This window comes from Agrococcus baldri (assembly GCA_900114805.1).
GTDB classification, from domain to species: Bacteria; Actinomycetota; Actinomycetes; order Actinomycetales; family Microbacteriaceae; genus Agrococcus; species Agrococcus baldri.
Map to the genome: position 1 here is coordinate 315,956 of FOZN01000004.1, position 13,252 is coordinate 329,207.

At 70.1% G+C, this 13,252-nt stretch carries 10 protein-coding genes and 1 tRNA gene; 3 read left to right on the forward strand and 8 right to left on the reverse strand.

Annotated elements, in window-relative coordinates:
* Positions 1 to 3 precede the first annotated feature (3 nt).
* The 4 genes from BM288_RS13180 to BM288_RS13195 all read right to left on the reverse strand — a co-directional run bounded on the left by BM288_RS13180 (position 4) and on the right by BM288_RS13195 (position 5,814).
* Positions 4 to 1,392, reverse strand: a complete 1,389-nt coding sequence (locus BM288_RS13180) for a serine hydrolase domain-containing protein (protein ID WP_092919513.1) — start codon at positions 1,390 to 1,392, stop codon at positions 4 to 6.
* Between the two features lie 86 nt (positions 1,393 to 1,478).
* Positions 1,479 to 2,945: a 30S ribosomal protein S1 gene (rpsA, locus tag BM288_RS13185; RefSeq protein WP_092919515.1), complete on the reverse strand. Its 1,467-nt coding sequence runs from the start codon at positions 2,943 to 2,945 to the stop codon at positions 1,479 to 1,481.
* 134 nt (positions 2,946 to 3,079) lie between these two features.
* Positions 3,080 to 4,771 (reverse strand): DUF885 domain-containing protein, encoded by a 1,692-nt coding sequence (locus BM288_RS13190; RefSeq protein ID WP_092919517.1) that lies wholly within the window; start codon positions 4,769 to 4,771, stop codon positions 3,080 to 3,082.
* Between the two features lie 32 nt (positions 4,772 to 4,803).
* Positions 4,804 to 5,814, reverse strand: a complete 1,011-nt coding sequence (locus BM288_RS13195; RefSeq protein ID WP_318255579.1) for an LLM class F420-dependent oxidoreductase — start codon at positions 5,812 to 5,814, stop codon at positions 4,804 to 4,806.
* A 111-nt stretch (positions 5,815 to 5,925) separates the two neighbouring features.
* Here BM288_RS13195 and BM288_RS13200 point away from each other — a divergent pair, with 111 nt between their 5' ends.
* On the forward strand, positions 5,926 to 6,123 hold the full coding sequence (locus tag BM288_RS13200) for a hypothetical protein (RefSeq protein ID WP_092919519.1): 198 nt from the start codon (positions 5,926 to 5,928) through the stop codon (positions 6,121 to 6,123).
* On the opposite strand, the gene polA is transcribed toward BM288_RS13200, so the two are convergent.
* The gene (gene polA, locus BM288_RS13205) at positions 6,124 to 8,745 is read right to left on the reverse strand and encodes a DNA polymerase I (RefSeq protein WP_177220402.1); all 2,622 of its coding nucleotides are present in this window, start codon (positions 8,743 to 8,745) and stop codon (positions 6,124 to 6,126) included.
* A gap of 119 nt (positions 8,746 to 8,864) precedes the next feature.
* Between polA and BM288_RS13210 the strand changes: the two genes are divergently transcribed.
* Positions 8,865 to 9,311: a PaaI family thioesterase gene (locus BM288_RS13210; protein ID WP_092919523.1), complete on the forward strand. Its 447-nt coding sequence runs from the start codon at positions 8,865 to 8,867 to the stop codon at positions 9,309 to 9,311.
* Between the two features lie 398 nt (positions 9,312 to 9,709).
* Here the strand turns inward: BM288_RS13210 and BM288_RS13215 are convergent, their stop codons facing one another.
* Positions 9,710 to 10,603 (reverse strand): endonuclease domain-containing protein, encoded by an 894-nt coding sequence (locus BM288_RS13215; RefSeq protein WP_143103111.1) that lies wholly within the window; start codon positions 10,601 to 10,603, stop codon positions 9,710 to 9,712.
* A gap of 268 nt (positions 10,604 to 10,871) precedes the next feature.
* Positions 10,872 to 11,513, reverse strand: coding sequence for an ANTAR domain-containing response regulator (locus tag BM288_RS13220; protein ID WP_092919527.1), 642 nt, complete (start codon positions 11,511 to 11,513; stop codon positions 10,872 to 10,874).
* A 49-nt stretch (positions 11,514 to 11,562) separates the two neighbouring features.
* Between BM288_RS13220 and BM288_RS13225 the strand changes: the two genes are divergently transcribed.
* Positions 11,563 to 11,644, forward strand: a tRNA-Leu gene (locus BM288_RS13225).
* 58 nt (positions 11,645 to 11,702) lie between these two features.
* Here the strand turns inward: BM288_RS13225 and pyk are convergent.
* Positions 11,703 to 13,193 (reverse strand): pyruvate kinase, encoded by a 1,491-nt coding sequence (gene pyk / locus BM288_RS13230; protein WP_092919529.1) that lies wholly within the window; start codon positions 13,191 to 13,193, stop codon positions 11,703 to 11,705.
* Positions 13,194 to 13,252: the final 59 nt, after the last annotated feature.

The window sequence follows — 13,252 nt, forward strand, 5'->3', positions numbered from 1 at the left end:
CGCTCAGCCTTCCGACGCGCCGGACTCCGCGGGCACGGCCGCGACCGCCTCCAGGTGCATCGCGCCGCGCCACCGCACGACCCGGCCGCTCGCGTCCCGCTGGGCCTCGGCGAACTCGTGCCCGGACCCCATCCCGGTGGCGGCAGTGATGCGCACCCGATCGTCGTCCTGCGGCTCGAGCACGTCCACCGCCTGCAGCGGGTCGGGAGCCGTGGGCGAGATGGCGAGCAGGCGTCCGCCCAGCTCCGCCACATCGACCCTGCCCCAGATGCTCGCGAACGAACCCTCGAACGACCGCAGCCGATCGAGCTCATCGGCGCTCGGCGCATCCGTCGCCGCCTCGAGCGCCGTGCTCACGATGCGGGCAACGCCCACCGCCAGCTCCTCCGCCGGCCCGTCGATCGCGTTCGTGAACACGCTGACGACCACATCGCGTCGGGCGTCCACGAGCGTCCTGGTGGCCTGCCCCGTCCAGGCACCGCCGTGCCCGGCCCACTCGCGGCCGTCCACCTCGCGCAGCATGAGGCCGAGGCCGTAGCCGGTGGCACCGCCGTCGCGGCCGGCGGTCGTCCACTGCCGCTGCCGCATGCGGCGGCGGGTGGCGGCGCTCAGCAGCCGATCATCCGCATCGGCCACGGAGCGGAGCGCGTCGCTGAGCGTGGCAGCGCTCGCCACAGCGCCGGTCGCGGCTGCCAGGGCGCCTGCGACCGGACTCCCGAGCACTTCGCGCTCATCGCTGGAGTGCAGGCCGGAGTGGCCGGTGACGAGCCGCTCCGCATCGTCCGCTGCGAGATCCGCTGTCAGCCCCTCGAGCCCCAGCGGCCGGGCGACGAGCTGCTGCAGCGCCTGGGCATAGCCGCTGCCGCTCACCGCCTCGATGATCAGGCCCAGCAGGCCGAAGCCGATGTTCGAGTACTTGAACTCGGTCGAAGCGGGGATGCGCGAGGTACCGGACCGCGCGATCGCGAGCAGCCCGTCGGCGTCCGGGAAGTCGTTCTGCAGGTGCCAGAAGGCGACGTCGTCGCCGTCGCGCACCGCGCCTGCGCCGTGGGAGAGCAGCTCCCGGACCAGCATCGCGCCGGCGTCCGTGCCCGCCAGCGCCGGGACGTGCAGCTGCGCCTCGTCGTCCAGCTGCAGTCGGCCCTCGTCCACCAGCCGCATCGCCGCCAGCGCGGCGAGCGACTTGGAGTGCGAGGCGATGCGGAAGCGGTGCCGAGCCGACAGCGCCTCGCCCGTGGACGCATCCGCCACCCCGTATGCGGTGTCGAGCACCAGCTCGCCGCCGACGCGCACCGCCACCTGCACGCCGGGGATGCGCAGCCGCCAGCGGCGGTAGGCCAGCCAGCGGTCGGCGTAGTCGAGGGCATGGGTGATCGCATCGTCAGCGGGCATGCTCCGATCCTCGCACGGCTCGAGGGCGACGACGACGAAGCGGGCCGCACCCCGGAGGGTGCGACCCGCTGTCGTAGGGGTGCTGCTTACTCGCTCGAGCCTGTGAGCTTCTCGCGGAGTGCGGCGAGCGCCTCGTCGTCGGCGAGCGTGCCGACGCCGGAGCCCGACTCCTCCGATGCGCCGCCGAAGGACGATGCGCCAGCGGGCACGTCCTTCGAGAGCACGTCGGCGTCGCGGGCAGCCGCGACCTGCGCCTTGTGCGCCTCCCATCGCGACTGCGCTGCGGTGTACTCGGCCTCCCAGGCCTCGCGCTGCGCGTCGAAGCCTTCCTTCCACTCGTTCGTCTCGGGGTCGAAGCCCTCCGGGAACTTGTAGTTGCCCTGCTCGTCGTACTCGGCGAGCATGCCGTAGAGCGCCGGGTCGAAGTCGGCACCCTCGGGGTCGACGCCCTCGTTCGCCTGCTTCAGCGAGAGCGAGATGCGGCGACGCTCGAGGTCGATGTCGATGATCTTCACGAAGACCTCGTCGCCGACCGAGACCACCTGGTCAGCGGTCTCGACGTGCTGCGAGGAGAGCTCCGAGATGTGCACGAGGCCCTCGATGCCATCCGCGACGCGCACGAAGGCGCCGAAGGTGACGAGCTTCGTGACCTTGCCCGGTGCGACCTGGCCGATGGCGTGGGTGCGGGCGAAGATCTGCCACGGGTCCTCCTGCGTCGCCTTGAGCGACAGCGAGACGCGCTCGCGGTCGAGCTCGACGGTGAGGATCTCGACGGTGACCTCCTGGCCGACCTCGACGACCTCCGAGGCGTGCTCGATGTGCTTCCACGAGAGCTCGGAGACGTGCACGAGGCCGTCGACGCCGCCGAGGTCGACGAACGCGCCGAAGTTGACGATCGACGAGACGACGCCCTTGCGGACCTGGCCCTTCTGCAGCGACTGCAGGAAGGCGCCGCGCGAAGCCGACTGCGTCTCCTCGAGGAGGGCGCGGCGCGAGAGCACGACGTTGTTGCGGTTCTTGTCGAGCTCGAGGATCTTCGCCTCGATCTCCTGGCCGAGGTACGGCGTGAGGTCGCGGACGCGGCGCAGCTCGATGAGCGACGCAGGCAGGAAGCCGCGCAGGCCGATGTCGACGATGAGACCGCCCTTGACGACCTCGATGACCGTGCCGGTGACGACGCCGTCGTCCTCCTTGATGCGCTCGACATCGCCCCAGGCGCGCTCGTACTGCGCACGCTTCTTGGAGAGGATCAGACGACCCTCCTTGTCCTCCTTCTGGAGGACGAGCGCCTCGACGGTGTCGCCGACCTCGACGACCTCGGTGGGGTCGACGTCGTGCTTGATGGAGAGCTCGCGCGAGGGGATGACGCCCTCGGTCTTGTAGCCGACGTCGAGAAGGACCTCATCGCGGTCGATCTTGACGACGGTGCCCTCGATGAGGTCGCCGTCATTGAAGAACTTCAGGGTCTTCTCAACGGCGGCCATGAAGTCATCGGCCGAGCCGATGTCGTTCACAGCGACCTGCTTCGGAGCCGTGGTCGTTGCAGTGGTCATAGAGTTCAAGTTGCCTTTGATGGGGGACGTCAGGCCGGAAGGCATGCGGATGCGCATCCAGCGATTCGGATGGGTTGGTTCGTCACACGCGTGACCGGTCAAGCCTACACGGGGCGCGGGACGCGAACAACCGCTCAGCCCCGGAGCACCGCCTGGCGCAGCGTGTCGAGTCCGACGCCGCCGATGTTCAGCACGCGGGTGTGGAAGCGCTTCAGGTCGAACGCGTCGCCCTCGGCCTCCGCGGCCTCGTCGCGGATCTGCTCGAAGATGCGCTGGCCGATCTTGTACGACGGCGCCTGGCCGGGCCAGCCGAAGTAGCGGTTCACCTCGAAGCGCACGAACGGCTCGTTCATGTTCACGTTCTGCTTCATGAACTCGAACGCGTAGTCGAAGTCCCACTCCCCCGTGCCGTCCAGCCGGGGCTTGCCCAGGTGCACGCCGATGTCGAGCACCACGCGCGCTGCGCGCATGCGCTGCCCGTCCAGCATGCCGAGGCGGTCGGCCGGGTCGTCGAGGTAGCCCAGCGACTGCATCAGGCGCTCGGCGTAGAGCGCCCAGCCCTCGGCGTGGCCGGAGGTGCCGGCGAACGCGCGGCGCCACAGGTTGAGCTCGCCGCGGTTGTAGGTCTGCTGCGCGATCTGCAGGTGGTGGCCGGGTACGCCCTCGTGGTAGACGGTGGTGAGCTCGCGCCAGGTGTCGAACTCGGTGATGCCCTTCGGCACCGACCACCACATGCGGCCCGGCCGCGAGAAGTCGTCCGAGGGGCCGGTGTAGTAGATGCCGCCGGTCTCGGTGGGCGCGATCATGCACTCGAGCGCCTTGATGGGCTCTGCGATGTCGAAGTGGGTCCTGCCGAGCTCCTCGATCGCCTGGTCGCTCGTGCGCTGCATCCAGGCCTTGAGCGCGTCGGTGCCGTGCAGCTTGCGGCTCTCGTCGCCGTCGAGGAAAGCGATCGCCTCCTGCACGCTCGCGCCGGGCTTGATCTCGTTCGCGATCGCCTCCTGCTCGGTGCGCATGCGGTCGAGCTCCTCGATGCCCCAGGCGTAGGTCTCGTCGAGGTCCACCTCGGCGCCCAGGAATCGGCGCGACATGAGCGAGTAGAACTCCCGGCCGACGGCGTCGACGGGGTTGGCGGATGCGGCCAGCTCGTCACGCAGGAAGCCCGCGAAGCGCTGGTGGGCGTCGGTGGCCTCCACGGCGGCGGCGGCCAGGTCGCGCCTGAGCGACTCGGGCAGCTCGGTCTCGCCGGCCTTGGCGCCGGCGGCGAAGGTGTGGAAGAAGCCGGCACCGGGCGCGTAGTCGCTCAGCTGCTCGAGCACGTTGTCGATCTGCCGGGCCGCGGGCGTGTTGCCGCTGGCGATGCCAGCGCGCAGCGACGCGATGTAGCCGTCGATCGCCGCGGGCACGTTGCGCATGCGCTGCGCGATGTCGTCCCAGTCCTGCTCGCCGGCGGTCGGCATGAGGTCGAAGATGTCGCGGATGCTGGAGGCCGGGCTGGCGAGGTTGTTCAGGTCGCGGTCGCCCCAGCCGGCGGCGTCGATGTCGAGCTCGAGCTGCAGCTCGCGGGCCAGATCGGTCTTGGTGACCCAGTCGATGTCGTCGGCCGGCTGCGCGGCGTCGAGCTTCGCCAGCACGTCGCGGGCGAGCCCTGCCATGGCTTCGCGCCCGGCGGGCGAGTAGTCGCCGTAGCCGGACTTGTCCCCCTCGAGGCCGGTCCACACGTTGATCTCGGGGTTCATCGCGGCGGCCCGGTGGACGTAGTCCTCGGCGATGCGGTCGATGTCGGTCTGCGGGCGCGACGATGCGCCGACGTTCTCAGCTGTCATGGCGCCAAGCCTACGGCCATGCGCTCCACTGCTCAGACCAACGCGGGCATGACCTCGCGCTCGTACAGCTCCATCCCGGTCCGGTCGTAGGCGAGCTCCGGCATGTAGGCGATGAGTGTGCCGAGTCCCGCCTCGCGGAGGGCACCGACGTGGTCGAGCACCATCTGCGGCGTGCCGACGACGGCTCCCTTGGTGGAGAATCCGGTGCCGGCGTGCTCGGCCGGCAGCGCCGCATCCGCTCGTGCATTGACCTCGCCGACGACGCGCTGCGCGTCGGCCTCGGTCTCGCGCACGACGATGTTCAGGTTGGACGTCAGCCGCACCTCCGCCGGGTCGCGGCCCTCGCGCTCGAGGTGGGCGTGCAGGATGTCGCGCTTGCGGGCGAACTGCTCGGGGCTGCCGCCGAAGTTCGTGGCGTCGGCCCACTTCGCCGCGTAGCGCAGCGTGCGCTTCTCGCCGCCGCCGGCGATCCAGGTGGGGATGCGCGGCTTGCCGTCACGGCCGGCCTGCAGCGGCTGCGGGCGGCAGATGGCGCCGTCGACCGTGAAGGTCTCCGACTCGATCGAGGCCTCCCCCTCGGCCCACAGGCGCTGGATGATCTGCACCCCGTCGCGCAGCGCCGAGATGCGATCGCCCACGCCCGGGAAGCCGTAGCCGTAGGCGCGCCACTCGTGCTCGTACCAGCCGGCGCCGATGCCGAACTCGAGCCGGCCGCTAGAGATCACGTCGACCGTCGCGGCCACCTTCGCGAGGTAGGCGGGGTTGCGGTAGCCCATGCAGGTGCACATCTGGCCGAGCCGCACGCGATCGGTGGAGGCGGCCAGCGCGGCCATCAGCGACCACGCCTCGTGGGTGGCCTCCTGTGTGGGCTGCGGGGTGGTGTGGAAGTGGTCGTAGACCCACACCGAGTCCCACGCGCCGGCATCCGCAGCTTGGGCGACCGACAGCATCCGCTGCCACTGGTCCGCGGGGTCGACGCCGACCAGGTCGAGGCGCCAGCCCTGCGGGATGAACAGGCCGAACTTCAGTGCATCTGTCGTCACGCCTCCAGGCTATGGGATCGCGCGATGCGTGCTTGCTCGGCGCCACGACCGGGAGGACACTGCGACCGCGGGCGACGACCCGTGTCGAGGGCTCCGGACGAGGAGGCCGACATGCGCGACGAGGCCAGCGCGCCTCCGCGCACGGCAGCTGCCGGCGGGGGTGGCGCGCGGCACCCGCATCCCGCCGCCGCAATGCTGACCGGGGCCGTCGTCGGCGTGTCGTCGGCACTGGTGCTCATCGCTGGCCTGCTGCTGAGCGGGATGGTCGGGACCGCGCTCCGGCGCATGCCTCGCGCCGGCGGTCGGTGATCAGTGCGCGGCGGCGTCCCAGTTCGGGCCGACGCCCACCTGCACCTCGAGCGGCACCGACAGGTCGGCGGCGCCGCCCATCTCGGCGCGCACGATCGCCTCGAGCGCCTCGCGCTCCCCCGTCGCCACCTCGAAGACGAGCTCGTCGTGCACCTGCAGCAGCATGCGCGAGCCGAGCCCCTCGTCGGCGATGCGGCGGTCGATCGCGATCATGGCGCGCTTGATGATGTCGGCGGCCGAGCCCTGGATGGGCGAGTTGAGCGCCTGCCGCTCCGCGTTCTCGCGCAGCACGCGGTTCGAGGACGTGAGGTCGGGGAACGGGCGCCGGCGGCCGAAGATCGTGGTCGTGTAGCCGTCGTCCTTCGCCTGCATGACGACGCCGCGCAGGTAGTCGCGGATGCCGCCGAAGCGCTGGAAGTAGTCGAGCATGAGCTGCTTCGCCTCGGCCTGCGTGATGCGCAGCTGCTTCGAGAGGCCGAAGGCGCTCAGCCCGTAGGCGAGGCCGTAGCTCATGGCCTTGACCTTCACCCGCTGCAGCGCGGTGACCTCTGCCGGCTCGACGCCGAAGATGCGGCTGCCGACGAAGCGGTGCAGGTCCTCGCCCGAGAGGAACGCCTCGATGAGGCCCTCGTCGCCGGAGAGGTGCGCCATGATGCGCATCTCGATCTGCGAGTAGTCGGCGGTCAGCATGGTCTCGAACTCCGGCCCGTGCACGAACGCGGACCGGATCTCGCGGCTCACCTCGGTGCGCACCGGGATGTTCTGCAGGTTCGGGTCGTTCGAGGAGAGGCGGCCGGATGCCGAGCCGGTCTGGTCGTAGCGGGTGCGGATGCGCCCGTCGTCCTGGATCGCCTTCAGCAGCGTCTCGATGATCTGCGCGAGCTTCGTCGTCTCGCGGTGCTGCAGCAGCAGGCCGAGGAACGGATGCGGATTCGTCTCCTGCAGGTCGGCGAGCGCTTGCGCATCGGTCGAGTAGCCGGTCTTGGTGGCGCGCGTCTTCGGCATGTCGAGCTCGTCGAAGAGCACCGTCTGCAGCTGCTTCGGGCTGCCGAGGTTGACCTCGTGCCCGATCTCCGCGAAGGCGGCCTCCGCGTGACCCGCGGCCTGCTCGCGCATGGTGTCGTGGATGCGCTGCAGCACGTCGCGGTCCATGGCGACACCCTGGCGCTCCATGCGGCACAGCACGGGCATGAGCGGCAGCTCGATCTCGTCGAGCACGCCGAGCGTGCCCTCGTCGAGTCGCGGCCGCTGCAGGCGGGCGAGCTCACCCGTCAGCCAGGAGACGGTGCCGAGCTCCTCCGGCGCGATCTCCGGCACCAGCTGGTTCGGGTCGGGCGCCGGCAGCGGGGCGCCCAACAGCGCCTCGGTCTGCCAGTCGAGCTCGAACGTCTTCGGCGGCGCCGTGGGCGTCGCGAGCCACGCGGCGACGCGCGTGTCGTGAGCCGCGCCGCCGAGCGTCAGACCCGCCTTGTCGAGGGTCTTGATCGCGAGCTTGACGTCGTGGAGCGCCTTCGGGGCGTCCGACGCGAGCCAGTCGACGAATCCGTCGTAGTCGCCTGTGCCGGCCTTGTACGGCACGTACGCGCTCGCGCCCTCGGTCGCGACGCCGAAGCCGGCGATGCCGCCGAGGCCGTCTGGCGCGATCGAGACGGCGACGGTGCCGCTGGCGCGCGAGAGCCAGAGGTCGAGCTCCTCGTCGACGAGCTTCTGCACCGCCGGCGCGTGCACCTCGGGCTCGAGCGCGACGGCCGCCTCGCCGCTGCCCTCCTGCTTGAGCACCCGCTCGAGCAGGGTGCGGAACTGCAGGCGCTGGAAGACCTCGCGCAGCGCAGCCTCGTCGACCTTGCCGCGCTCCAGCTCGGTGGGCGTCACACCCAGCTCGACGTCGGTGAGCAGCTTGTTCAGCCGGCGGTTGCGCTCGGCGCGCTCACGCTGCTCGCGCAGGTTGTTGCCCACGACGCCCTTGATCTCGTCGGCGTGCTCGAGCAGGTTGGCGACGGTGCCGTACTCCTTGATCCACTTGACGGCGGTCTTCTCGCCCACCTTGTCGATGCCGACCAGGTTGTCGCTCGTCTCGCCGACCAGCGCCGCGATCTCGGGGTACTGCTCGGGCTCGATGCCGTAGCGCTCTCGCACAGCCTCCGGCGTGTAGTGCTTCAGCTCGGAGACGCCGCGCACGGCCGGGTACAGCAGCGTGACCTGCTCGTTGACGAGCTGGATGGTGTCGCGGTCGCCGGAGACCACGAAGACGTCCATGCCGGCCTTCGGCCCCTCGACCGAGAGCGTCGCGAGGATGTCGTCGGCCTCGTAGTCCTCCTTCGAGATGGTGCGCACGCCCATCGCGTGCAGCGCCTCCTCGAGCAGCGGGATCTGGCCCTTGAACTCCTTCGGCGTCTCATCGCGCGTGCCCTTGTACTCGGGGTACTCGCGGGTGCGGAAGGAGAAGCGGGAGATGTCGAACGCGACCGCCAGGTGCGTGGGCTTGTGATCCTGCAGCAGCTTCAGGAGCATCGACAGGAACCCGTGGATGGCATTGGTGTGCTGCCCCTCGGAGTTGACGAAATTCTCCAGCGGGAGCGCGAAGAACGCCCGGAATGCGAGCGAATGCCCGTCGATGACCATGAGGGTAGGCTTCGTGTCCGACACGGCAGTCACCCTATCCCGGGCGGCCGACACGGCTGTCGCGAGCCGCAGTGCGGCGGCCGGGGCGACCGCCTCGACCCACTTCGAGCGGAGCCCCGATGACCCTGCCCACCGACCCGGCCGGCGCCGAGCCCGACGACGCGACCAAGGCGCTGCTGGAGCGCCGTCACGGCATGCCCGGCGGGCAGCTGGCCCAGCGGATGGGCATCGAGTTCCTCAAGCTCTCGGCCGAGCACTCGATCGCGCGGATGCCCGCGGAGGGCAACCTGCAGCCGGTCGGCTTCGTGCACGGCGGCGCCTATTGCGTGATCGCCGAGACGCTCGGCTCGATCAGCGCCAACATCCACGCCGGCGAGGAGCGCTACGCGGTCGGCACCGACATCAACGCCACCCACACGCGCTCGATCACGTCCGGCTGGGTCACCGCGGAATGCCGTGCGGTGCACCTGGGCCGCTCCATGACCGTGCACGAGGTGGTCTGCACCGACGACGAGGGCAAGCGCGCCTCGACCCTGCGCATCACGAACTTCATCAAGTCCCGCTGAGCCGCACGCCCATCCCGCACTCGACTCCCCACTCCGCATGGCTGGCCACTTCCCCGCGTGACTGGCCACTTCCCTGCGTGACTGGCCAATCCCCCGCGCGACTGGCCAATCCTCCGCGTGACTGGCCACTTCCCCGCATGGCTGGCCACTTCCCCGCATGGCTGGCCACTTCCCCGCGTGACTGGCCAATCCCCCGCGTGACTGGCCAATCCCCCGCGCGACTGGCCAATCCCCCGCGCGACTGGCCAACCCCCCGCGCGACTGGCCAACCCCCCGCGCGACTGGCCAATCCTCCGCGTGAGTGGCCAATCCCCCGCGCGACTGGCCAATCCCCGCATGACCGGTCAGTTCCGCTGGTCGCCGGCCACGTCGGTGGCGAGCGGCTCCAACCGTTCGACTCAAGCGGCCGTCCAGTTGGAGCAGCGCCGGTGTGCAGCCTCAATCTCGGCGAGCTTGCGCCGCCCGCCGTCCTCCAGATCATGCTTCGTGACGGTGACGATGTGCCACCCGAGCGCACGCAGCCGTTGCAATCGCTCTTGGTCCCGCGCACGCTGCTCGGGCTCCGCATGGTGCTCGCCGTCGTACTCGACACCGAGCTTGAGTCGCGGCCAGCTCAGGTCGAGGCGAGCGATGAAGGTGCCCGACGCATCGAAGACCCTGTGCTGCAGGACCGGCTCAGGAAGGGCGCCGACGACGAGCAGTCGCACCAGCGTCTCCCGCGGCGACTCGGCCCCGACGCGTATCAGCATCAGCGCCCGCCGCGCGTGATTGAGCCCGCGTGCCTTGCCGAAGCGACGCACCGCCTCCGTCAGCTCCTCGACCGTCAGCGGTTCCACCCTTGTCGGCGATACCAGCCAATCGCCCACGGCGACGAGCTCCTCGATCGTCAGCATGCCCGCGAGATGCACGAACGTGTCGGCCCGCGACTCGACACGCATGCCATCGACGATGGCGACCTCGGCGCGGATGCGGTGACCGACGACGCCCGGGCGCCGCATGCGTGCACGCCCTGACGGCGACGCGAGATGCACGCGTCCTTCGCGTTCGAGCCGAATCGGCAGAGGCATGCCGTGGATGCGCGCCGCAGTCGAATGGGAGAAGAACTGGTCGTCGGCGGCGAGCACGCGGACCGCCTCGAAGAGTGCTCGTGCTTCGTCGCCGATCGCCGCAGTGATGCGGGCGCCACGTGCCGGGGTGGTGAAGGCCATCGACCTGAGCTCGGCGTCGCTGTACCCGCGCTCGAGCGCGGCGCGGAGGGTGAAGCCGTGCGGAGAATCCATGCCGCGCATCATGCGCGAGTCGTGCGCAACCGGGCGCGGCTCGAGGTTCTCGCTGTGGAGAACGGGTCACGCACGTGGACACTGGCCACTCGAGGGCGGAAGCGGCCAGTCGTTCGAGGAACTGACCGCTCGAGCGCGGAAGCGGCCACTCATTCGAGGAACTGGCCACTCGAGCGCGGAAGCGGCCACTCATTCGAGGAACTGGCCACTCGAGCGCGGAAGCGGCCACTCATGCGGGGAAGTGGCCACTCATGCGGGGAAGTGGCCAGTCTTGCCCGGGCTACTTCTTGGAGGTGCCGAGCTGCTCGATGACGGCCTGCGCGACCTCCGCCATCGTGAGGCGGCGGTCCATCGAGGCCTTCTGGATCCAGCGGAACGCCTCCGGCTCGGCCAGGCCCATGCGCTGGTTCAGCAGACCCTTGGCACGGTCGACGAGCTTGCGGGTCTCGAAGCGGTCGGCGAGGTCGGTGACCTCCGACTCGAGCGCGCGGATCTGATCCCAGCGGGCCAGCGCGATCTCGATCGCGGGCAGCAGGTCGTTCTGCGTGAACGGCTTCACCACGTAGGCGAGCGCGCCCGCCTCACTGGCGCGCTCGACGAGCTCCTTCTGGCTGAAGGCGGTCAGCAGCACGACCGGTGCGAGCTTCGCGGCACCGATCTTCTCGGCCGCCGTGATGCCGTCCATCTTCGGCATCTTCACGTCCATGACGATCAGGTCGGGCTTCAGCTCGGTCGCCAGCTCGACCGCGCGCTCGCCGTCGCCGGCCTCGCCGACGACCTCGAAGCCGGCTGCCTGCAGCGTCTCGACGATGTCGAGGCGGATCAGCGACTCGTCCTCGGCCACGAGGACGGTGCGTGCGGTGGTGGGCTGCGGGGCGTCAGCCGTGTCGAGCTGCGGCTCGGCGAAGAGGTCGTCGGTCATGACCACTAGCCTAGTGTTCGTCGGGAGGACGCCCCTGCGCCCCCGACGAGCCGGTGTGGCGGAATTGGCATACGCGGCGCACTCAAACTGCGCTTCCGCAAGGATTGTGGGTTCGAGTCCCACCACCGGCACAGCAGAACGGCCCGCCCCTCGTCAAAGGTGCGGGCCGTTCGCGGTCCTGCAGGCGGGCTACCCCTCGGTGGGGTGCGGCGCCGAGTGGACGACCTCGATGCGGCGCTTGCCGTGGTAGGCCGGCGCGGCCTCCTCGTGCACGTCGCCGACGCGATGCACGCGCAGGTCGTTCGTCGAGCCCGAGATGCCGGGCGGCATGCCCGAGATCACCACGACCTTGTCGCCGATCGTCGCCATCTTCTTGCCGATCAGGATGTCGTCGACCTGGGCGATCATGTCGTCCGTGTGCATGACGCGGTCGACCAGGTGCGTGTTCATGCCCCAGATCATCTGCATGCGGCACTCGACCTCGGGGTCGGGCGTGAAGCCGAACATCGGGATCGCCGGCCGCAGCCGTGACATGCGCCGCGCCGAGTCGCCGGACTCGGTGAACACGACGATCCCCTTCGCCTCTACGAACTCGGCCACCTCGAGCGCGGCGAGCGTCATGGCGCCGCCCTGGGTGCGCGGCTTGGTGCCCAGTGGCGGGATGCGGCCGAGGCCCTGCTCCTCCGCCGCCACGACGATGCGCGCCATGGTCTCGATGGTGGTGATGGCGTGCTTGCCGACGCTCGTCTCGCCCGAGAGCATCACCGCATCCGCGCCGTCGAGGATGGCGTTGGCGCAGTCGCTCGCCTCGGCGCGCGTGGGGCGGGGGTTCTCGATCATCGACTCGAGCACCTGCGTGGCGACGATCACCGGCTTCGCCCAGCGGCGCGCCATCTCGATCGCGCGCTTCTGCACCAGCGGCACCTGCTCGAGCGGCAGCTCGACGCCCAGGTCGCCGCGGGCGACCATGATCGCGTCGAACGCGTCGATGATGTCGGCCAGGTTCTGCACCGCCTGCGGCTTCTCGATCTTGGCCACGACGGGCAGCTTGCGCCCCTCCTCGGCCATGATCTCGTGCACGCGGGTGATGTCGGATGCGTCGCGCACGAACGAGAGCGCGATGATGTCGGCGCCCAGGTTCAGCGCCCAGCGCAGGTCGGACTCGTCCTTCTCGCTCAGCGCCGGCACGTTGACGGCGACGCCGGGCAGGTTGATGCCCTTGTTCGACGAGACGGGACCGCCGACGACCACCTCGGTCACGACATCCGTCTCGGTCACCGAGGTGGCGCGCAGCGCGATGCGGCCGTCGTCGATCAGCAGCGGGTCGCCGACCTTCACGTCGGCCGGCAGCCCCTTGAAGGTGGTGCCGGCGCGCTGGCCGTCGCCCTCGATCTCGTCGGTGGTGATCGTGAAGGCGTCGCCCTGGGCGAGCTCGAACGGCCCGCCCGGGATCTTGCCGAGCCGGATCTTCGGCCCCTGCAGGTCGACCAGGATGCCGACCGGCTGCTTCAGCTCGTCGGAGGCGCGGCGGATGTTCGCGTACACCTCCTCGTGCACACTGCGGTCTCCATGGCTGAGGTTCATGCGCGCGACGTTCACGCCGGCCACGAGTGCGGCCTTCGTGTTCTCGTAGCCGGCAAGGGCCGGCCCCCACGTCGCGACGATCTTCGCTCTTCTCATCGTCACTCGATACTCGCTTTCGTCATCGCGCCGCCTGGGTGGGATCGGCACGAACGGTT

Coding starts and splice junctions, on each gene's coding strand:
- BM288_RS13215 (WP_143103111.1), bottom strand. CDS start 10,603: ATGATGCGCGGCATGGATTCTCCGCACGGCTTCACCCTCCGCGCCGCG.
- polA (WP_177220402.1), bottom strand. CDS start 8,745: ATGGTCATCGACGGGCATTCGCTCGCATTCCGGGCGTTCTTCGCGCTC.
- BM288_RS13200 (WP_092919519.1), top strand. CDS start 5,926: ATGCGCGACGAGGCCAGCGCGCCTCCGCGCACGGCAGCTGCCGGCGGG.
- BM288_RS13180 (WP_092919513.1), bottom strand. CDS start 1,392: ATGCCCGCTGACGATGCGATCACCCATGCCCTCGACTACGCCGACCGC.
- BM288_RS13210 (WP_092919523.1), top strand. CDS start 8,865: ATGACCCTGCCCACCGACCCGGCCGGCGCCGAGCCCGACGACGCGACC.
- pyk (WP_092919529.1), bottom strand. CDS start 13,193: ATGAGAAGAGCGAAGATCGTCGCGACGTGGGGGCCGGCCCTTGCCGGC.
- BM288_RS13220 (WP_092919527.1), bottom strand. CDS start 11,513: ATGACCGACGACCTCTTCGCCGAGCCGCAGCTCGACACGGCTGACGCC.
- rpsA (WP_092919515.1), bottom strand. CDS start 2,945: ATGACCACTGCAACGACCACGGCTCCGAAGCAGGTCGCTGTGAACGAC.
- BM288_RS13190 (WP_092919517.1), bottom strand. CDS start 4,771: ATGACAGCTGAGAACGTCGGCGCATCGTCGCGCCCGCAGACCGACATC.